Origin of the sequence: Myxococcus sp. CA051A (assembly GCF_013336705.1) — a bacterium.
GTDB lineage: Bacteria > Myxococcota > Myxococcia > Myxococcales > Myxococcaceae > Myxococcus > Myxococcus llanfairpwllgwyngyllgogerychwyrndrobwllllantysiliogogogochensis.
In genome coordinates this window covers 19,398-40,092 of sequence record NZ_JABUMS010000021.1, presented here as the reverse complement: position 1 = coordinate 40,092, position 20,695 = coordinate 19,398, and the positions used below count along the sequence as shown (strand labels likewise).

Annotated in this window: 15 protein-coding genes; 6 read left to right on the top strand and 9 right to left on the bottom strand. The window is 69.1% G+C overall.

Going from position 1 to position 20,695, the window contains the following annotated elements:
• Positions 1-52: 52 nt before the first annotated feature.
• Entirely contained in the window at positions 53-1,594 is a 1,542-nt protein-coding gene (locus tag HUA74_RS38850; RefSeq protein WP_174458623.1) for a penicillin-binding transpeptidase domain-containing protein, read from the bottom strand.
• 159 nt (positions 1,595-1,753) lie between these two features.
• Between HUA74_RS38850 and HUA74_RS38845 the strand changes: the two genes are divergently transcribed.
• The gene (locus HUA74_RS38845; protein WP_217440346.1) at positions 1,754-2,641 is read left to right on the top strand and encodes an ABC transporter permease; all 888 of its coding nucleotides are present in this window, start codon (positions 1,754-1,756) and stop codon (positions 2,639-2,641) included.
• A complete protein-coding gene (locus HUA74_RS38840; RefSeq protein ID WP_174458621.1) occupies positions 2,638-3,546 on the top strand; it encodes an ABC transporter ATP-binding protein in 909 nt (302 codons plus the stop codon). Before HUA74_RS38845 ends, HUA74_RS38840 begins: the two co-directional genes overlap by 4 nt.
• 20 nt (positions 3,547-3,566) lie before the next feature.
• Here the strand turns inward: HUA74_RS38840 and HUA74_RS38835 are convergent, their stop codons facing one another.
• Positions 3,567-3,797, bottom strand: coding sequence for a sulfurtransferase TusA family protein (locus tag HUA74_RS38835; protein ID WP_174458620.1), 231 nt, complete (start codon positions 3,795-3,797; stop codon positions 3,567-3,569).
• Between the two features lie 223 nt (positions 3,798-4,020).
• Here HUA74_RS38835 and HUA74_RS38830 point away from each other — a divergent pair, with 223 nt between their 5' ends.
• Positions 4,021-5,979 (top strand): thioredoxin domain-containing protein, encoded by a 1,959-nt coding sequence (locus tag HUA74_RS38830; protein ID WP_174458619.1) that lies wholly within the window; start codon positions 4,021-4,023, stop codon positions 5,977-5,979.
• 99 nt (positions 5,980-6,078) lie between these two features.
• On the opposite strand, the gene HUA74_RS38825 is transcribed toward HUA74_RS38830, so the two are convergent.
• Both HUA74_RS38825 and HUA74_RS38820 read right to left on the bottom strand, forming a co-directional pair.
• Complete coding sequence (locus HUA74_RS38825; protein WP_217443685.1) at positions 6,079-6,465, bottom strand: RidA family protein; 387 nt, start codon at positions 6,463-6,465, stop codon at positions 6,079-6,081.
• A gap of 81 nt (positions 6,466-6,546) precedes the next feature.
• Entirely contained in the window at positions 6,547-8,760 is a 2,214-nt protein-coding gene (locus HUA74_RS38820; RefSeq protein WP_174458617.1) for a bifunctional (p)ppGpp synthetase/guanosine-3',5'-bis(diphosphate) 3'-pyrophosphohydrolase, read from the bottom strand.
• Positions 8,761-8,908: 148 nt separating this feature from the next.
• On the opposite strand from HUA74_RS38820, the gene HUA74_RS38815 reads away from it, so the two are divergent.
• Positions 8,909-10,081: an FHA domain-containing protein gene (locus HUA74_RS38815; protein WP_174458616.1), complete on the top strand. Its 1,173-nt coding sequence runs from the start codon at positions 8,909-8,911 to the stop codon at positions 10,079-10,081.
• A 1,113-nt stretch (positions 10,082-11,194) separates the two neighbouring features.
• Here the strand turns inward: HUA74_RS38815 and HUA74_RS38810 are convergent.
• On the bottom strand, positions 11,195-12,892 hold the full coding sequence (locus HUA74_RS38810; protein WP_141648373.1) for a serine/threonine-protein kinase: 1,698 nt from the start codon (positions 12,890-12,892) through the stop codon (positions 11,195-11,197).
• A gap of 113 nt (positions 12,893-13,005) precedes the next feature.
• Here HUA74_RS38810 and HUA74_RS38805 point away from each other — a divergent pair, with 113 nt between their 5' ends.
• A complete protein-coding gene (locus HUA74_RS38805; RefSeq protein ID WP_174458615.1) occupies positions 13,006-13,773 on the top strand; it encodes an FHA domain-containing protein in 768 nt (255 codons plus the stop codon).
• Between the two features lie 74 nt (positions 13,774-13,847).
• On the opposite strand, the gene HUA74_RS38800 is transcribed toward HUA74_RS38805, so the two are convergent.
• Positions 13,848-14,210 (bottom strand): TraR/DksA C4-type zinc finger protein, encoded by a 363-nt coding sequence (locus HUA74_RS38800; protein WP_141648374.1) that lies wholly within the window; start codon positions 14,208-14,210, stop codon positions 13,848-13,850.
• Between the two features lie 126 nt (positions 14,211-14,336).
• Here HUA74_RS38800 and HUA74_RS38795 point away from each other — a divergent pair, with 126 nt between their 5' ends.
• Positions 14,337-15,218, top strand: a complete 882-nt coding sequence (locus HUA74_RS38795; RefSeq protein ID WP_141648375.1) for a diadenylate cyclase — start codon at positions 14,337-14,339, stop codon at positions 15,216-15,218.
• A 10-nt stretch (positions 15,219-15,228) separates the two neighbouring features.
• Here HUA74_RS38795 and HUA74_RS38790 read toward each other — a convergent pair whose 3' ends face one another.
• From HUA74_RS38790 to HUA74_RS38780, 3 genes are read right to left on the bottom strand one after another with little or no spacing between them, the layout of a single operon-like run.
• Positions 15,229-15,786, bottom strand: a complete 558-nt coding sequence (locus tag HUA74_RS38790) for a hypothetical protein (RefSeq protein ID WP_174458614.1) — start codon at positions 15,784-15,786, stop codon at positions 15,229-15,231.
• A 15-nt stretch (positions 15,787-15,801) separates the two neighbouring features.
• A complete protein-coding gene (locus HUA74_RS38785; RefSeq protein WP_174458613.1) occupies positions 15,802-18,078 on the bottom strand; it encodes a vWA domain-containing protein in 2,277 nt (758 codons plus the stop codon).
• Between the two features lie 40 nt (positions 18,079-18,118).
• Complete coding sequence (locus HUA74_RS38780) at positions 18,119-20,650, bottom strand: MoxR family ATPase (protein ID WP_174458612.1); 2,532 nt, start codon at positions 20,648-20,650, stop codon at positions 18,119-18,121.
• Between the last annotated feature and the right edge of the window lie 45 nt (positions 20,651-20,695).

Below are 20,695 nucleotides of genomic sequence, written 5' to 3'. Positions count from 1 at the left end.
ACGGCGGCGGCCCCGCTGGTGAAGCGCACCGCGTGGCGCGTCGACCACCCGCTCAGTGCTTGCCCGCGGCGGACGCGGGCGCGGTCAGCTCCACGGGGGCGGGCACGCGCTCCAGGCCGAGCCGCAGCGCCTCGCGCCCCAGCCAGGTGCCACGGATGCGCCATTTCGGGTCATTGACGATGAGCGCGGCCACGGCGACGCGCGGGTTGTCGCGAGGCGCGAAGCCGACGAACCACGAGTAGTCCCGGAACGGATTGCGGTCCGCGAGCGTGCCCGTCTTTCCCACGGCGTTGTCCACGCGGAAGTTGCGCTCGCGGAAGATGCCGCGCGCGGTGCCGTGCGTGACGGTCTCCTCGAGCATGTCCGTCAGCGCGCGGGCCGCCTCGGGAGTCAGCACGCGCTCGCCCTCGGGAGGCAGCAGCGAGCCCTGCTCCGGCTCCACCAGCACGGGGTCCACCCAGCGTCCGTCATTCGCGGCCACCGAGGCCAGCAGCGCGCCATGCAGGGGCGAGAGGTAGACGTCGCCGAAGCCGGCGCCCGTGTTGGCCAGGGCGAAGCCGTCCTCCGGCACGGCGGCGAGCGACACGTCCGTGGGCACCACGAAGTCAATCTCACGGTTGAAGCGGAAGCGCGCGGCCATGCGCCGCAGCACATCCGCAGTGAGGTGCTTCTGCGTCAGCTTGGCGAAGATGACGTTGGCGCTCTTGCCCATCGCGAGCGCCAGCGAGTAGCAGGCCCCGTCGCGCTCGCTGTCCTCCAGGTGCTTCTCGGTGAGCCGCCGCTTCCCGCCGTGGAAGCACTCCTCCATGGTGGGCGTGACGCCGGCCTCCAGCAGCGCGCTGCCGGTGACGATCTTGAAGATGCTCGCGGCGGGGAACACCGCGCGGTAGGGCAGCCCTCGCAGCTCCGGCTGCGCCTGCGAGTGTTCCGCGAGCGCCAGCACCCGCCCCGTCGAGGGCTCCAGCACCACGGCGGCGCCATACGGCACCTCATAGTCGCGGAGGATCTTCGTCAGCGACGCCTGGAGCACCGGGTCCACGGTGAGCGCGCGCGTGTGCCCGTCCTTCTCCTTCACCACCAGCCGCTCGCCCTGCAGCTTCGCGCGAGCCATCAGGTCCGCGGCGCGAGGCATCGTCTGGAGCTTCGCCATGGGAGGCGCCGTCAGTCGCGAGGGCACCGGCGTGGGCGGCAGCAGCCCCGGCACCGTCACCAGCGTGGTCAACCCCGCATCGGCCCCACCCTGCACCGCGGCGGCCGCCACCGCCTCGGCCTCGGCGCTCGTTCCGCCGTCCTCTCCGCCAGCGGGAGACGGGGACGCGATGGTGCCCCCTCCTCCGGCATGCGCGCCCGGGTCGCTTCCCGAATCCCCCGCGCCCGAGATGGCCACACCGGCGCCGGACCCGCTCGCCGTCCCAGAAGGACCCGCCGTGGGTGTCGAGGCAGCGGCCTGACTCGCGCCATTCGCCCCCGTTCCAGAGTCACTGGCGGCCGGGGCCTCGACGGAGGCGCCCCCCTGGACGGGTTCTTGGGCCCCCAGGAGCAGAGCGAGGGGAAGCAGCGCGGCGGCGGACAGGAGGCGGCGGCGAATCGTCATGTGCGGCGCGAGGGGGGCGGCTGAGAGGGGGCAGGAGCAGCACGCGAATCCTAGCGGCTGGAGGCTCGCTGTCCACGGACGCTTCCCTGCCCGCCTGATTGCCGCTCCTGTCAGAAACTTGGCGGTGGAGTGTGCAAGTCCGATAGGGTCACCCACACTTTGGACGGACTGAAAGAAACCCTGGTCATCTGGGGCGCCGAGCTTCAACGGGCCGTGCGCAGTGGTCGCGCGGTGGTGTTGCTCGGGCTCTACAGCATGTTCTCCGCGCTGGTGCTGCTGGTGATTGGCAAGCTGACCAGTGACCTGCGCACCGCGATGAACGAGCGGCTGGCGGGCGCCGGTGCCGACGCGGAGTCGGCCACGAGGCTGATGGAGGAGACGCGCAAGGGCGTGCTGGGCTTCCTCACCAGCAACGACACCTCGATGATGGAGGCGCTCGCGCAGGTTCCCATCGAGGTGCTGCTCGTCTTCAAGGTCACCCTCTTCTTCCTGCCAGCCTACGTGGCGCTGATGGGGTTCGATCAGATCAGCGGCGAGGTGGCCCCCCGCTCCATGCGCTACCTGACGGTGCGCGCGCGGCGCTCGTCGGTGCTGCTGGGCAAGTTCCTGACGCAGGCGGCGCTGCTGGTGGGGCTGGTGCTCGTCATCGACCTGGCCATCTTCATCTACGCGCGCATCGCCAACCCCGACTTCGGCTCCGCGGCGTTGATCATCAACCTGCTCAAGTTCTGGTTCGCCGCCATCGTCTTCTCGCTGGCGTACGTGGCCCTCACCACGCTGTGCTCCAGCCTCTTCCGCACGCCCGGGGTGAGCCTGGTCTTCAACTTCATCCTCCTGTTCGTCTTCTGGCTGATGGACACGGTGGGCCGGGCCTCGGGAGAGACGGGCACGCTGCGCTTCCTGCGCTACCTGTCGCCCTCCAACTACGCGGGGGACCTGTTGCACCCGAAGTTCACCGAGTTCGGCATCAGCGGCGCGGCCTACGCGGGCTTCGCGACCCTCTTTCTTCTGGGCGCCTACGGGGCCCTGCGCGCGAGGGACCTGTGAGCGACCTGGCCATCGAACTGTTCGGCATCACCAAGCGCTTCGGCCCGAAGGTCGCCGTCAACGGCGTCAGCTTCTCGGTGCCCCGGGGCGCGGTGTATGGCCTCATCGGCCCCAACGGCGCCGGCAAGACCACGACCTTCTCCATGATGTGTGGGTACCTCTACCCCTCCGAGGGCACGCTCAAGATCATGGACGTGGACCCCTCCACGCCCGGGGCCCTCAAGGGCCGCGTCGGGGCGCTGCCGCAGGACGCGGTGCTGCCCTCGGGCTGGGAAGTGGGCGCGCTCCTGACGTACTGGGCGAAGCTGTCGGGGCTCGCGACTCCGGAGAACGAGGCCCGTGAAGCGCTGGAGCAGGTGGGGCTGATGGACGCGTGGAAGGTCCAGACGCAGGCGCTCAGCCACGGCATGGCCAAGCGCACGGCCATGGCGCAGGCGCTGATGGGGCGCCCGCCGCTGGTGCTGCTGGACGAGCCCACCGCCGGCCTGGACCCGCGCATCGCCGCGCAGGTGCGTCAGGTCATCAAAGACATGAAGGGCAGACAGACGGTGGTGGTCTCCAGCCACAACCTCCAGGAGCTGGAGGAGCTGTGCGACGCGGCCGCCATCCTCGACAAAGGCAGTCTCGCGCAGGCGGGCACCATGTCCGAGCTCACCGGACAGGGCGCGGAGTTCCGCGTGCAGATCGCCAGCGGCATGGTCATCCCCCCGGAGCTGACCGCCCTGCCCGACGTCACCGACGCGCGCATGGACGGTGAGGGCATCCTCGTCGTGCGCTTCGGCGGACAGGCGAAGCCCGAGGAAGTCATCAGCCGCGTGGTGGCCCACCTGCTCCAGAGCGGCGTGCTCATCCTCGGCGTCAGCCGCGGCCGGCGCCTCGAGGACCGCGTCCTCCAGCTGCTCTAGAGAGGGAGTGCGCTCGGGCGTCAGCCCGCCTTGCGCACCCAGCCCACGTAGCTCGTCCCTCTGCGCTCCAGACGGACGAGCTCGTGGCCCGTCGCTTCACACCAGGCGGGCAGATCCGCCTCCAGCCCCCGGTCCGTGGAGATGAGCTCCACCAGGGCGCCGACGGGCAGGCGCCTCATCACCTTGGCGATCTCCAGGATGGGCACGGGGCAATATGCCCCAGAGGTGTCCACGCGCACTGCGATGTCCATTCAAGGACTCTCTCGCACCGCGCAGATCCGAGCATGCGGAATTTTTCCGAGAACCGCCCAGTTTCCGGGCCCCTGAGGGGCCTGTTCGCCGAGCGGAGTGCGTCTCCACTCGGCTTGCGTGTCTGGAAATCCCTCTGTTAAGTACCCCGGCCCTCTCAATCTTTCTCGCACATCCACGCTCGGGGCCGGAGTCGGACCTATGGCGAAGGAGCAGAACCCACCCATGAAGCCCAATATCATCGTGGCCCTGCTGGTCGGCCTGGTGCTTGGTTTCGTTGGCGGCCGTGTGTACAGCGGCCCGTCCTCGAAGACCGATACCACCAAGCCCGCTGCGCAAGCTGGTCAGGCCAACCCCGCGCGTCGTCCGGTGGACCCCACCGTGTTCAAGGTTCCCATCGAAGGTTCCCCCACCCGGGGTAACGCCGATGCCCTTGTCACGATTGTGGAGTTCTCGGATTACGAGTGCCCCTTCTGCAGCCGCGCCAATGTGACGGTGGAGAAGCTTGAGGAGGACTACGGCAAGAAGCTGCGCGTGGTGATGCGTCAGAACCCGCTGTCCTTCCACCCCCGCGCCAAGCCGGCGGCCCTGGCTGCTCTCGCGGCCGGTGAGCAGGGCAAGTACTGGGAGATGCACGGCAAGCTCTTCGCCAACCAGAAGAAGCTCGATGACGCGTCCCTGCAGCAGTTCGCGCAGGAGATTGGTCTGGATCTGGACAAGTGGAAGGCCGACCTGACCAGCCCCAAGCTGGCCGAGGCCATCCAGCGGGACCAGGCCCTGGCGAGCCAGCTCGGCGCGAGCGGCACCCCGGCCTTCTTCATCAACGGCCGCTTCCTCTCCGGCGCGCAGCCCATCGACAACTTCAAGGCCCTCATCGACGAGGAGCTGGGCAAGGCCGAGGCCCTGGTGAAGGGTGGCGTTCCCGCCAGCCAGGTGTACGCGAAGATCATCGAGAAGGGCGCCGAGCGCGCCGCGCCGAAGGCGGCCCCGCAGCAGCAGGCGCCCGCCGTGCGGAAGATCGACGTGCCGGCCGACGCGGCCGCCTTCGGTCCCGCCACCGCCAAGGTGACCATCGTCGAGTGGTCCGACTTCGAGTGCCCCTTCTGCAGCCGCGCGGGCCCCACGCTCGCGCAGATCAAGAAGGACTACCCGAAGGACGTGCGCGTGGTGTTCCGTCACCAGCCGCTGCCCTTCCACGCCAACGCGAAGCTGGCCGCCGAGGCCTCCGAGGCCGCCAACGAGCAGGGTCGCTTCTGGGAGTTCCACGACAAGCTCTTCGCCAACCAGAAGGCGTTGGATCGCGCCTCCCTGGAGAAGTACGCGCAGGAGCTGGGCCTGAACGTCGCCAAGTTCAAGGCCGCGCTGGACAGCGGCAAGTACAAGGCGAAGGTCGAGGCCGACAGCGCCGCCGGCACCGCCGTGGGCGCCAGTGGCACGCCGACGTTCTTCGTCAACGGCCGTGAGCTCGTGGGCGCGCAGCCCTTCGACTCCTTCAAGCGCCTCATCGACGAGGAGATCGCCAAGGCCGACAAGCTGCTGGCCTCCGGCACCAAGGCCGAGGAGCTCTACGCGAAGCTGAACGCGCAGAACGTCGCCGAGGCTCCGGCCGCGCCTCCCGCGGGCGCCCCCGCCGAGCCGCCCGTGCAGAAGGTGGACGTGGGCAACGCCCCGGTGAAGGGCCCGAAGAACGCGCCCGTCACCATCGTCGCCTTCTCCGACTTCGAGTGCCCCTTCTGCAGCCGCGTCGTCCCGACGCTCAAGCAGATCGAGGAGCAGTACCAGGGCAAGGTGAAGGTGGCCTTCAAGAACCAGCCGCTGCCCATGCACGGCAACGCCAAGGCCGCCGCGGCCGCCGCGCTGGCCGCGCACGAGCAGGGCAAGTTCTGGGAGATGCACGACAAGCTCTTCGCCAACCAGCGCGCGCTGGACCGCGCGTCCCTGGACAAGTACGCGCAGGAGCTGGGCCTGAACGTCGCCAAGTTCAAGGCCGCCCTGGACGAGAACAAGTTCGCGGCGCAGATCGACGCGGACGCCGCCGAGGGCTCCCGCCTGGGCGCCACCGGCACCCCCACGTTCTTCATCAACGGCCGGACGCTCGTGGGCGCCCAGCCGCTGGACGGCTTCAAGCGCATCATCGATGAAGAGCTGAAGAAGGCCGGCGCCGTCGCGGCGGACGGGAAGTAATCCGCTCCACCGGGCTGCTTCTCGAGCCCTGAAGCACCAGAGGCCGTCGGACCGACAAGGTCCGGCGGCCTCTTGCTTTGGACGACGGGGGAAGGACGCTCAGGAGACGGCGATGGCGTCGATCTCCACCTTGGAGCCGCGGGGCAGCGCGGATACCTGCACGGTGGCGCGGGCCGGCGGCGCGCCGGTGAAGTAGCGGCCGTACACCTCGTTCACCTTGGCGAAGTCACCCAGGTCCGTGAGGAAGATGGTGCAGCGCACGACGTGGCTGAAGTCCAGCCCGCCCGCCGCCAGCACCGCCTGGAGGTTGAGCATCACCCGCTCCGCCTGGGCGACGACGTCCCCCTGCACCATCTCCATGGTGACGGGGTCCAGGGGAATCTGTCCGGAGAGGAAGGTCAGCTTCCCGGCGTCCACCTGCACCGCCTGCGAGTACGGGCCAATGGCCTTGGGAGCCTGGTCCGAGTGAAGAGTCTTCCGAGCCATGGAGCGCACCTCGAGGGTTCGGGCGGCCCTGAGAGACAGGCCGCCGGATTTCTCGGGCGCTCTAGCACGAAAGGCGGCGGATTAGATTCGCTCCACGGAGTAGACGCCGCTCAGGCGCTCGATGGTGCGCATCAGGTCCGTGAGCTGCTTCAGGTCCGAGATGATGACCTCGAAGGTGTTCACCGCCCGGTCATCGCCCGTGGCCCGACAGTTGGCCTGGGAGATGTTGACGCCCTTCTTCGAGAAGATGTTGGAGATGTCGGCCAACAGACCCGTCCGGTCCGCCGTCAGCACGCGCAGGGTGACGGGGCGCTTGAAGTCACCCCGCACGTCCCAGCTCACGTCCACGCGCCGCTCGGGGTCCGTCGCCAACGCCTTCTCGCAGCCCACCGTGTGCACCGTGACTCCCCGTCCCCGGGTGATGAAGCCGGCGATGGGGTCGCCGGGGACGGGGTTGCAACACCGTCCGAAGCGCACGAGCACATCGTCCACGCCGCCAATCTGCACGCCGCTGCGGTTGCTGCGGCCCACCAGGCGCTTGGCCAGGTCCGTCACGCGGGACAGCCCGGGGAGCATGGACGAGCCTCCCGCGTGCGAGCCGTTGCCGGAGCCGTCGCCTCGGGGCGTGGCCTCCGCTTCGTTGCGCTTCTCCTCGGGGACCAGGCGCTGCACCAGTTGCTGCGGCGTCACCTTGCCGTAGCCGATGGCCACCAGCAGGTCGTCTTCGATTCGGAAGCCCAGCTCCTCGGCGACCTTCTTCACCTCGCCGGACTTGAGCAGCTTGTTGAAGTTGAGCTGGAAGCGCTTGAACTCGCGGTCCGTCAGCTCGCGCCCCAGTTGCAGGCTCTTCTCGCGCTGCTGCTGCTTGATGAAGCCGCGGATGCGCTGCTGCGCGCGGCTCGTCTTGACGAAGGTGAGCCAGTCCTTGGACGGGTGCTGCTGCGGGCTGGTGAGGACCTCCACCGTGTCGCCGTTCTTCAGCTTGTAGCGCAGGGGAACAATCTTGCCGTTCACCTTCGCGCCCACGCACCGGTTGCCCACGTCCGAGTGGATGGCGTACGCGAAGTCCACCGGCGTCGCGCCGCGCGGCAGCGAGCGCACGTCGCCCTTGGGCGTGAAGACGAAGACCTCGTCGGTGAAGAGGTCCACCTTCACCGTCTCGAGGAACTCCTTCGGGTCCTTCAGGTCCTGCTGCCACTCCATGAGCTGGCGCAGCCAGGCGAACTTCTCGTCATCCTTGGAGATGACGGCCTTGCCCTCTTTGTACTTCCAGTGCGCGGCGATGCCTTCCTCGGCGATCTTGTGCATCTCCGCGGTGCGAATCTGCACCTCCACGCGCTCGCTCAACGGGCCAATCACGGTGGTGTGCAGCGACTGGTACATGTTGGGCTTCGGGATCGCGATGAAGTCCTTGAAGCGACCCGGCACCGGCTTCCACATCTCGTGCACCAGGCCCAGCGCCTCGTAGCAGGCGGGCGCGGCGGGGGAGATGATGCGGAAGGCGATGATGTCGTGGATCTGATCGAAGTCGATGCCCTGCGACTTGATCTTCTTGTAGATGCTGTAGACGTGCTTGAAGCGGCCGGAGACCTCGCCCTTCAGTCCGCGCTCCGCGAGCTTGGAGCGGATGAGGTCGCAGGTGTCCTCGATGTACTTCTCCCGCTCCTTCTTGCGCTTGTTGAGCTTCTCCTGGAGGCCGAAGAACTCCTGCGGCTTCACGTAGCGGAAGCTCAGGTCCTCCAGCTCCGTCTTGATCCAGGAGATACCGAGCCGGTTCGCCAGGGGCGCGTAGATGTCCAGCGTCTCCTGGGCGATGCGCGCCTGCTTCTCCTCGTTCATGTGGTCCAGCGTCCGCATGTTGTGCGTGCGGTCCGCCAGCTTCACGAGGATGACGCGGATGTCCTGCGCCATCGCGATGATCATCTTCCGGAAGTTCTCCGCCTGCTTCTCCTCCTGGGAGAGCGTGGCGGACGCGGAGAACTTGGACAGCTTGGTGACGCCGTCCACCAGCTGGGCCACCTCCGCGCCGAACAGCTCCGTGAGCTCCTCCGCGGTGGCGAGCGTGTCCTCGATGGTGTCGTGGAGCAGACCGGTGACGATGGACGCCTCGTCCAGCTTGAGGTCCGCGAGGATGCCGGCCACCTCGAGCGGGTGGACGAGATAGGGCTCGCCTGACTTCCTCAGTTGGCCCTGATGCACCTTGGCCGAGTAGACGTAGGCCTTCTTGATGATGTCCAGGTCGGGGTCCGGGTGGTACGAGGAAACCCGTTGGAGGATGTCGTTCAGGCGGATCATCGAAGCAGGGGGAATCGTAACTTCGTGCCGGAGGGGGGGCAACGTTGCCCCACGGAACCTGTCACATTTCTCTTCCGGGCTTGTCCCACCCATCGCGTTCGCTTTCGTTGACCCGACGTTTTACGCGCCCGTAGATTCTGGTTCGCCCATGTCACAGCTCTTGTTGTCGGCTCTCTCCGTGGTCTGCCCGAACTGTGACGGGTTCAATCCGCCGCGCTCGGCCTCTTGCGTGCTCTGCGGCCAGGCCCTCGGGGATGCCCCGGCCGCTCGGCCTGCCGCCGCGAAGCCCGCGGCGACGGCGCGCCCACCCGCCGCGACGCCCCAGGGGGGCCGGCCCGCGGCCGTGGCCTCCTTCCCTGGCCCCCGGCCGGCGGAGCCCGCCAGCCCCCCCGTCACGCCGCCTCCGCCCAGCGCCATCCCTCCGGGAATGCGCCCCTCGGCCCGGACGCCGCCTCCGACGGCCGCTGCCGGGTTGATGGTGGAGCGGCCCGCCGCCACCCGCCCCCCTGCTCCGACCGCGCCTCCGGCGACCCCTCCCTCCCTGTCCCCTCGAGGCACCGCGCCCGCAGGGCCCGCCAACACGCGTCCGCCGCCCCCGGTGCCCGACTCCGCCCTCCCTGGCCGGACAGGTGCCACGGCGCCCCCGGTCGCGGCCCCCCGCCCCGCCCCCGCGGCCTCGCGCTTCGGACTGGCGGTCATCGCGGGTTCGACGCGGGGTCAGCGCTACAAGCTTCCCGTCACGGGCTGTGTGGTGGGCCGCCAGCGCGGCGCCATCCTCTTCCCGGATGACGGCTTCGTGTCGCCGCTGCACGCCACCTTCCTGGTGAAGGACGGCGCGCTCTTCGTGCGGGACGAGTCCAGCGCCTCCGGTGTGTTCGTCACGGTGGCGGGCACGGAGGCCATCACCGCGCGCACCCACTTCAGCGCGGGTCAGCGGTTGTTCCGCTTCACGGGCCGACTGGAGACGCCCGCGCCGGTGGCCGGTCGCCCCATCGTCTACGGCGCTCCCGTGCCGCTCGGGCAGGCCGTGTACGGCGTGGAGGAGGTCATCTTCGGTGGCCGGGGAGGCCGCGCGGTGGTGACAGCCGCCCCACTGCTCACGCTGGGACAGGCGCACTGCGACCTGAGCTTCCCGGGCGACGAGGGCCTCGCGGGTCGCCACTGCGAGCTGTCCCCCACGCCGACCGGAGCGCTCCTGCGGGACTTGTCCGGCGGCCTGGGCACCTACGTGCGCATCCCCGCGGGCGAGGAGCGCCCCCTGCGTCCCGGAGACCGGGTCCGGCTGGGACAGCACGTGCTCCAGGTCGAAACGCTCGGTTAGCGCGAGCGGCTCGGGTACCGCGCCTCATGTGCTCGCTGAGACGACGCGCGGCCATTGCGAGCACCTCTGGTGTCCGCGCGTCACGTCTTCGTTGAGACGGCGCACGGCCATTGCGAGCAATGATGGTGTCCACGCGTCACGTGTTCGTTGAGACGAAGCACGGCCATTGCGAGCACCTCCGGGAGCACCGCGCATCATGTGATCGCTGAGACGGCGCACAGCCATTGCGGGCACCTCTGGTGTCCACGCGTCACGTGTTCGTTGAGACGACGCTCGGCCATTGCGTGCACCTCTGGGCACCGCGCGTCATGTGCTCGCTGAGACAACGCGCGGCCATTGCGAGCACCTCCGGGAGCACCGCGATTCATGTGCTCGTCGAGAGAACGCACGGCCCTTGCGAGCACTGATGGTGTCCACGCGTCACGTGTTCGTTGAGATGACGCACGGCCATTGCGAGCACCTCCGGGAGCACCGCGCATCATGTGATCGCTGAGACAGCGAGCTGTCGTTACGAGCGTCTCGGGGCACCCGCGCGTCACGTGTTCGTTGAGACGATGCTCGGCCATTGCGCGCTTCGTGGGGCACCGCGCGTCACGTGTTCGTTGAGACGATGCTCGGCTATTGCGCGCTTCGAGGGGCACCGCGCCTCGGGCCATTGCGCGCTTCGTGGGGCACCGCGCCTCGTGTGTTCGCTGAGACGGCGAGCGGTCGCTGTGAGCATCTCGGGGCGCGGGCGCGTCACCTGTTCGCTGAGACGACGCGCGGCCATTGCGAGCACCTCTTCTGGGTCCGCGCATCACCTGCTCGCTGAGACGACGCGCGGCCATTGCGAGCACCCGTTTGGGGGCCACGCGTCGCGTGTTCGCCGAGACGACACGCTGCCTGTCCTCCCGCGCGAGTGGTCCCGGGGTACCGAGCACCGCGTACTCGAGGGAGAGACACCCAGCCTGTCCTCCCGCGCGAGTGGCCCCGGGGTACCGAGCACCGCGTACTCAAGGGAGAGACACCCAGCCTGTCCTCCCGCGCGAGCGGCCCGGGGTACCGAGCACCGCGTACTCGAGGGAGAGACACCCAGCCAGAGCAAGCGTCTCGAGGGAGTCGAGTGGCTCCTCGCTACGGACTCGACGGGCGGGCCACGGTGCCCCCCAGGCGCTGCTCGATGAGAGGCCTGGCCTTCGAGTTCGACACCTCGCGCAGATGCCGCGACCACCAGCCCCTGGCCTCGTCGAGCTGATCCTGCTGCCAGTACAGCTCGCCCAGCTTGAGGGCCAGCTCCGGGTCCGGGTTGCTCTGGAAGGCGTCCTTGTACTTCGACTTGGCGAGCCCCAGGTCGCCGCGCTCCAGCGCCTGATCTCCCGCCTGCGCATGGCGGCTGGATTCCTCCAGGTTGCGGTTCGCCGCGGGGATCTGCTGCTCGTAGAGCGGCTGCTCGGAGTCCCCCGCCGTGCTCCCCACGTTCCCGGGAACGGGCGCGTTGCGAGGCAGCGAGAAGGGGGAGACAACGCCCGGCTTCCCCCCGCCGTTCAAGTAATAGAAGTAGTACGCGAAGAAGAGGCCCGCGCCGACCACCAGCAGCACGGTGAGCGACTTGAAGAAGAAGCCCAGCCCTCCGCCCCCCACCCCGGGCTGGGTGGGAATGATGGAGTCCGTCTTCTCCCGCGTCGCGGGCATCGCGTCGGCATTGGAGGGAAGCGGCGAGAGCACGTCCGGAAGCGCGCGGACGGTGGCTTCCACCGTCACCTCGCTGCCCCACCCTGGAGCCGTGGCATCGCGACTGTCGTCGTTGCGTCCCGTCGACTTGCGCGGCAGAGGCGCGAGCACCGCCGAGGGCTGGGGCCGCCGAGGAGGCGCCTCCGAGCGACGACGCTCCTTCTCCACCGCCATCAACTCCGCGCGGAAGGCCTCCGCGTTGGCGGGCCGGTCATCCGGGCTCTTGGAGAGCGTGCGCAGGATGAGCCGCTCCATCGCCGGGGAGATGCGCGCGTCGGGCCGGCGCCGCGTCGGGGGCGGCGGCTCCTCGGTGAGGTGCTTGGTGGCGAACCCCACCGCCGAGTCCGACTCGAACGGCAGTAGGCCCGTCATGAGCTGGTAGAGGATGACACCCACCGCGTACAAATCGGAGCGGTGGTCCAACGTCGCGCCGCGCGCCTGCTCCGGCGACATGTACTCGGGCGTGCCGCAGACGAAGCCCGCGCGCGTGAGCGCCGGTCCGTCGTCGGTGGAGTCGGTGATCTTCGCGATGCCGAAGTCGAGCACCTTGACGAAGTCCGGCTCGTTGCGCCGCTGCTCCACCATGATGTTCTCGGGCTTGAGGTCCCGGTGGATGACGCCAGCGCCGTGCGCGTCCGACAGCGCGCCGAGCACCTGGCTCACGATGCGCACCACGCGCCCCTCGCCCAGGGGCCACTCGCGGCTGAGAATCTGGTGCAGGTCCTGCCCCGCCACGTACTCCATGGCGATGAAGAGCGCCCCGTCCTCGGCCTGGCCGAAGTCCAGCACGCTGATGGAGTTGCGGTGGTTCAGTCGGCTGGCGGCCTTGGCCTCGCGCTGGAAGCGCGCCACGGTGCGCTCGTCCGACAGCAACGTGTGCCGGAGCACCTTGAGCACCACGACCTTGTCGAGCGAAATCTGCCGGGCTCGGAACACCCGCCCCATGCCGCCCTCGCCAATGAGGGCCTCGACCCGATATTTCTGGGCAATGGTCAGGCCGACGTAGTCGTCAGCATCCGGCGTGCGCACGAGGGTCGCACCGCAGGCCGGGCAGAAACGGGAGGATTCTTGGGCGTCAGCGCCGCAGGAGGGGCAGTGCAAGTCAACTTCCCCGAAGGGTGGGTCACGGAGTTCACCACGTCGCTCGGGTACTGAGCAAGCCGCTCGCAAGACGAGCAACCTCGCGTCACCCCTGGTAGAAACGCGGAGCCCTCATGGAAGCGATGGAATACTGCCCCCGCTGTGATACCGAAAACCCCCGGGACGCCACCGTCTGCCGAGCGTGCGGCTCGCCGCTGCGCTCCGGAACGATGGTCATGGCCGTGGCCAGCCTGTCCTCCCGCCCCCAGGTCTCCATCCGCGTGGTGCGGGCCGACGGCGGCCCCGAGTCCGTCGTCCGCATGCAGCGAGACACCCTCACCTGCGGCCAGCAGGGGGAACTCTCGCTCCCGGACGACCCCTTCATCATGCCCGTCCAGATGCGCTTCTTCTTCTCCGGCTCGCGCCTGGCGGTAGAGGACGTGGGCGGCGCCAACGGCGTCTTCGTGCGGCTGCGCCAGGAGCGCGAGCTGTCACCCGGCGGTGAAGTGCGCCTGGGACGTCAGCGGCTGGTGCTGGAGCCCATCCCCACCGCGACGCAGGGGCCTGGAGGAACGCAGATCTGGGGCTCGCCGGATCCCGGCTACCGCCTGCGGCTCATCCAGTTGCTCGAGGGGGGACTCCGGGGCGCGGCGTATCCGCTTCGCGAGGGCGACAACCTGCTGGGACGCGAGCAGGGCGACCTCACCTTCCCCACGGACGGCTTCGTCTCCGGGCGTCACGCGGTGCTGCAGGTCCGCCAGGACCGGCTGACCGTGCGTGACGTCGGCTCGTCGAACGGCACCTTCATGCGGCTGGCCGGCCCCACCTTCGTGGACAACGGCGACCACTACCTCATCGGCCGACAGCTGCTCCGGGTGGAGATCCAAGCGCCCCTCGCCTGAGGCGGCGCCGCTCTTCCCCGGACTCACCCGGGCCGCACGGGGGATTCCCGCGCGGCCCTGGGCTCCCACGGCACTCAGCCGTAGGACTTCTCTTTCTTCTCCTGCTCCTCCTTGCAGCGGATGCAGAGCGTCGTCACCGGACGTGCCTCCAACCGCTTGGGGGAGATGTCCTCTTCACAACGCTCGCAGACGCCGAACGTGCCGTCTTCGATCCGGGTCAGCGCCCGATCAATCTTCTGCAGCAAGAACTTCTCTCGGTCCCGCAGTCGGAACACCATTGACTGCGCGTACTCGGAAGAGGCCAGGTCAATCTCATCGGGGAGGTCGTCCGTGTCGAAATTCGACTCCTCCACCAGGGTCTTCTTGGCGCTCTCGAGCAGGCTCGTCTTGCTGTCCTCGAGCATCTTCTTGTAACGCTTGAGATCTTTCTGGTTCACAGCCTTCGCTCCAGTGCGCGAGGGTTTTTGGGCCCTGTCCCCCAAAAAACGGGCCCGAAAGCTTTATTCAGAGAGCCGTCGGTGTCAAGCTGACCCAGTCACGACTGCGGGTGAACGGGAGGGCGGTTGAGCGAGAACACGAAGTTTGATCGGGAGTTCCTGCGCTCGGCCCTCTCGCTGGCCGCCAAGAGCGATGTGGATCATTTTCTCTACATCTGTGACACGCCCATCCCTCCCGAGGAACTCCGGGGCCGGCCTGCTCGCAAGAAGCTCGTGTATGCGGTGACGCTGGACAAGCTGGCACAGGAGCACCTGCTTCGGAAGGTCCGTGCGCTCGTCATCCCCGCCTACGACTATTCGCGCACCGAACGGGTGAAGGTGGCCCTCGTCTCCGCGCTCTCGCAGGGAGCGTTCAAGGAAGGCGACCTGGTGCTCTGCATGACGGGGCGTGTGGGTCGTGCTCCCGACACGCTGATGCAGATGCGGATTGGTGGTTCGCTGGATGATCGGCTCGCGATTGAAGGCGTGAAATTGGGCGAGGAGTTTAACTCCCAGGTGGTGGACGCGCTCATCCAGTTGGCGCTCCAGATTGGTCAGGAGGGCTTCGAGGGTCATCCCATCGGCACCATCATCACCATCGGCGACCACACGACGGTGCTGGAGAAGAGCCGGCAGATGACCATCAACCCGTTCCAGGGCCTCTCCGAGGCCGAACGGAACGTGTTGGACCCGAAGATTCGCGAGGCCATCAAGAACTTCTCCGTGCTGGACGGAGCCTTCGTCATCCGCGAGGACGGCGTGGTGCTGGCCGCCGGACGCTACCTGTCCGCGCAGGACGAGATGGTGAAGATTCCGCTCGGCCTGGGCGCCCGGCACGCGGCCGCCGCGGGAATCACTTCGTCTACGGCCTGCATCGCGCTGGTGGTGAGCCAGACGTCCGGCGCGGTGCGCCTCTTCAAGGGCGGCAACATCGTCCTGGAGCTGCACCAGACGGCGCGCCGCACCTGAGACGGCTGGCTCAGTCCGCCTTTTCCCGGCGCTCCTCCCGGTAGACCTCCGCCAGCGCGTGCGCGCGCTCCACCTCGTCACGCGCCGCATCCACCACCAACGCTTGCTCGAAGCGGGCGACACGCTCCTTCAGCGCGTCGGTGACGATGCCGCCCAGGGTGAGGCGCGCGGAGGCGCTCTCCCGCTCGCGGCGCAGCTCCTCCACCCGGTCCCCCAGCTCCGCGGCGGCTTCCAGCAGCAGCTTTCCATCCGAGTCCGCGCGCTCCAGCGACTCCCGGGTAGTGGCCAGCAGGGCCTCGGCTTGGGTGGAGTCTCTCGCGAGCACCCCCACGGCCTTCGAGTCCCCTCGCGACGCGGCGGTGGCATGGCGCGAGGCCAGGTCCTCCAGGCGACGGGAGTAGCGCTCCACGGCGCGAGCAAGGTCCCCCTTCAGGGCGAGCAGCGTGGCCGCGGACTTGCGCAGCTCGGCGGCCTGCCGGTCCAGGTTCTCGAGCAGCTCGTCGAAGGCGACGAGCGGGTCCGCCGGGCGGGCGGGCTCCTTCTTCCGTTTCCAGAGGCCGAAGAACATGGCGTGGGCCGGAGACTACCCGAAGGGCCGGCACAACAGCCGCACCCGCGCGAGCGCATCCGTCACCGACGGTCCACCCACGGACAGGGCGGCGAGGTACCGCGCCGGGGTCAGCCCATACACCGCCAACAGGTGCTGGAGGAGCACCACGCTCTCCGTGGCGCGCTTGTCCGCCGGAGCCAGCGAGGCGGCTTCCACCAGCGCGCCGAGGATGTCCACCACGCGGCCCACGACGTCCGAGCCGGGCACCTGTCCGCCTTCAGGGCGCGGCGGTGACTCGGGGAAGAGGGCCTCGAACGAGGCCTCCACGGCGACGGTGGCCGAGGTGCTCCGCCCACCGGCGACGCGCTCCAGGGCCTCCAGGTGAGGCGCGAGCTGCTCCAGCGAATCCGGCGTGGCGGGCACGTCCCGAGGCAGCAGCGTGCGCCAGGGCGTGTCGAACTCGGTACGGGCCCACTGAATCTCCTCGTCGGAGAGGTGGTGGTAGAAGGCGCGGATGCCGGAGGCGCGCTGCTCGCGAACCAGTGAGCGGAGGTCCGGGTTCTCCTCGCCCAGGGAGATGAAGCTCAGGGCGATGTCGAGCGAACCCATGGGCGCGCGGGTGCGGCGGATGAGCTCCAGGTCCACGCGGTCCTCGCCATCGGTGACGAGGACGACAGTGGCCCGGGCGAGGTAGGGGTCCCTGCCCTGCGCGGCGCGGATGGAGTCGAAGGCCGACATCAGCGCGAGCGAGATGTCGGTCTGCCCCTCGGCGGGCGAGTCTCGGAAGAGTCGCTCTATCTGCCGGGTGGCCTCGGCGGCGGTGTCCACGCGGGCCAACTCGGTGGGCACGTCGTTGAAGAAGCTGAAGTAGAGCGGGTCGAACGTCTCCCCACGGCGCGCCTTGACGCGCAGGTTGTTCAGCTCCGCGATGATGAGGGCGTCACGGAAGCGGGCCCGGGCGCCATGCATGGAGCCGGAGGCGTCACAGACATAGACGCGCACGGCGGTGCGCTTCACCTTCTTCGACTGGGGAGGTGGCGCTTCTTCCAGGTAGGCCCGCACGAGCTGCCGGTTGGCCGCGAGGTCCCTCAGCAACATCCTCGGGTCTGTCAGGACGAAGTTGTTCACCTCGTGCAGGCCGCCCGTCACCTCGAAGGTCATCGTCTGGGTGGGATAGGGAACGCGCCGGGGCACGGGCCTCGACACCTGGGTCTCCGCCAGGACGATTTCCTCGGAGAGCGCGTCCTCCACGTCGAAGTAACGGGCACACCCCGCCGCCAGTTCGAAGGTGGCGAGCTGCTCGGGTCGCAACGAGAAGGCCAGGTCCGCCAGCAGCTCGTCCGGACGTGGAGTGGCCACCTCGGGCTTCTCCTCCGGGGGAGACTCGCCGAACCAGTGGGCCAGCGCGTCCCGCTCGGCGCGCTCCACCAGGGCCGTCAACTGGGAGCGTGAGGGCAACAGGGGCTCCAGGGCCGCGCGAGCCGCCGCCGCCAGCTCCAGGTCTCCCGCCTCCACCGCCCGCTCGTAGAGGCCGCGCAGCGAACGGTAGGCTGCCTGGGGGTCATGCCGGGCCGCGTGCCGCACGTGCCGCAGGAGTTCCTCCAGGGAGCGCACGGCCGGCACCGCGCGAGTGCGCTCCCGGGCCTCGGCCACCTCGCGGCGCAGGGGCAGGCCGCGCTCCCGGTCGTGGTCCGCTCCCAGGCGCAGCAACATCTCGTGGGCCAGGTCCAGGTCCCTGCGCTTCTGCACGACGTCGACGACGTTCTCCCGGGCGCGCAGCGCGAAGTACTCGGCCACGGCCATCCGGGAGCTGCTGGGCGCGCGCTGCCTGCGCGGGGATGCTGGACGCTCGAAGGCGATGAAGCCCTCGTCGTCGTCGACGTCCTCGGTGGGCGGACGGGCGAAGAGGTCGGCCACCTTCACGGCCCTCGCGAGCTGGACAAAGGCCCTATCGAGTACCGTGAGGGTTCCCGGCGGCGTCACTCCCGCCCGCCAGGCGCGCTCCACGCGCTCCACACACGCCTCGAGCTCTTGAAGTGCCTGCCCGGCCCGGGCCTGGAGCCCCTGGGACAATGCCCCCGCGAGCCCTCGACGGGCCCCCAGCTCACGCAGCAACTGCGCGTCCGCCGAGGTGTGGATGCCCACCTTGTCGAGTTCCCGGTCCAGCACCGCGAGCACGGGAAGGGCGAGGTCGCCGGGCCCCGTCACCTTGCGCCCGAACGTCCACCGGCGCATGCCCCCTACCGGGGGCGCGGGCTGACGGAACAGGTCCAGGCGCCGTCGCAGGTCCGTGAGCCGCCGGGAGAGCATGCTCAGCCCTCCCTCCGCGCCCTATGCGACTCGGGCGTGCTCATGCGGCGGACCGCCGCTCCAGCACCTGACGGCTGTACCGCCCGAAGTCCTCGTCGATGCCCCGTAGCTGCGCCTCCAGGCGCTGCGCGCTCTCGCCCACTTCGCCTGGAATGGCCGCGAGCAGCGACAGCACCCCCTTGAGGCGCACCAGCTCCCCTTCCTTCAACGCCAGCAGGGGGAAGCGGCTGCGAACCAGTCGGTCCACCGTGCGCTCCACCTCGGGCCGCTCCGTCAGGGCCTCCGGCGAGGGCAGCGAGGTGAGCAGTTGGGTCAGCCAGCTGCGCAGGTACTTGACGCGCGTCTGGATGAACGTGAGCTCCGCCTGGGCCACCGCCGCGCGGGCGTTCTCCGAGAAGAAGGCCGACGCTGAACCCCCTCGGGTGAACGCGAGCTGTCCGTCCAGGCCCAACAACGCCGCCAGCTCGCCATCCGGGGCCTTGGCGGAAAACTCGCCCCGGTAGAAGACGTACGCGTCGCCGTTGAGGACGGAGGCGGCCGGCGGAGGCGGGCTCGGCACGTCGCGCGTGAGGAGTCGAGCGTGCTCGCGCAGCCGACCGTCGAGGAGGCTCTGGCACTCTCCCATCACCACGTCGACGGGCAGTCCTTCGCGCCGCAGGTTCTCCGCCACGGCCTGCACCGCGCGCCCGTATTGTTCGATGCGCTCGAACGGCGTGGAGGCCAGCACCTCGCGCGCATAGGCGAGGCCCAGGGGCAGCAGCAGCTCCTCCTTGAAGCTTCGCTGCGTCGGGTCCAGCGCGACCAGCGACTGCTCCAGCTGCGACAGTCGGCGCGAGTCCGCGGCCAGCGTCTCCAGCGGCTCCTTGCGTCCGCGTGCGGATGCACCCTGGAAGGCAACGGTCGCCCGGCGCCGCAACGCCCCCACCACCCGCTTTCGCGCGGCGGCCTCCGACTGGCGCAGCCGCTCCACCGCCACCGGAGCACCTTCCGCCAGGATGCCCACCAGGTCCGCCGACCTGGACAGCTCCTCTTCCAGGTTGTCCGCCAGCCCCACCAGCCCCTCCAGCTTGAGGCCCTCCTCGAAGTCCGCGCTCTCCGCGGTCAGGGCAATCATCTCCAGGGCCCCCTCGAGGAATCGGGCCGTGGACTCACTCAGGGGGGACAGGCCGACCTTGAGTTCAGGGATGACGCGGCACAGCTCCAGCACGTCCTGGAATGAGGACAGCAGGGCCAGCCCTCCCCGTCCCTCTCCCTGCCCCGCCATGCCGCGCGCGAGCCGCTGGTCCATCGCCGCCACCAGCGCCCGGGCGGACACCAGCAACGGAGCGCGGTTCTGCGCATGACGCGGACCGGGGACGAGCTTCGTCAAAAGGCCCCGCGCGGAGGTGGACGCCATGGAAGGCTGCCAGTTGCGTGAGAGGGCCTCCACGGCCGAGGCCTCCTCCGCCGAGCCCAGCACCTGGGCCTCGCGTTCCAGGCCCCCGCCCAGCTCCTGCCGCACCTTCGCGATGACCTCGTCGAACGTGCGCTGCTCCAACCGGACAATTTCGAGCTGCGCCCGCTCACGGGGGTCCACCACCGACTTGAGCAGCGCCTCCGTCTCCGTCGAGGGGGGACCGCCCAGCAGGAAGAACCAGCGCAGCGCGTCCAGGTCCTCCACGGACGCCTCCAGCGGTCGCTCCGGCCGCCGGTAGATCTGGTCCCGCACCACCGCCGCCTTGAGTGCCCACAGGGCCTTCACCGCCGAGCGCTGGGAGAAGTACTTCGTGGGCACATAGTCGGGCAGCTTGGAAACCTGGGCCGTCAGGGCCCGCTCCAGGGCATCCGCCAGCAACTCCACGCCCTCCAGCACGTCACTGGGCACCTTCACCCGCGAAACGGCGTCCTGCAGCAGGTCCATCTGCTGCAGCGAAAGAGGAGCCCGCAGGTCCGCGCGCGCGCCCTGCGCGAAGCGCTGCAGCATGGCGGCCCGGCTCTCCTTCCGGGCGAAGGACTTGGGCACGAAGCTGATGAAGCTCAGCCGGTCAGCGAAGGCGAGCAACAGCTCCGGCGAGCGCGCCAGCACCTCGGAGAGATACCGGTTGCTCGTCATGATGACGCACTCGGTGCGTCCCGCCGTCACCCGCCGACCGTGCTTGAGTTCCCGTTCGAAGAGCACGTTGAGGATGGAGCGCAACAGCATGTCCCGGCCGTCGAAGATTTCATCCAGGAACGCGTGCTGCGAGCCCAGCATGCCCTCGTCGGTGAGGTACTCCGTGCGCCCCGTCTCCGTCAGCACCTTGAAGTCCACCGGACCCAGCAGGTCCGTCTGCACGGTGGACTCGGCGAGCTGCTTGGAGAACAGCGAGGGCAGGCCGGTGTGCTCGTCGAAGATGCGCCCCAGCACCGCGCTGGCGATGGCGCTCTTGGCCGTCCCGGGTGGCCCTACGACGAGCACATGCTCCCGGCTCAGCAGCGCCAGCTCGAGCTGCGTGAAGAGCGTTTCTCGCTCCAGGTAGACATCCCGCAGCTCGCTGAAGAAGTGGCGAAAGGCGCGAGCGGCCTGGAGGTACGGCGGCGGATGAGCTTGCACGAACAATCCAGGGGCAGCGGGGTTGGCCCCATGCTACCCGCCGGC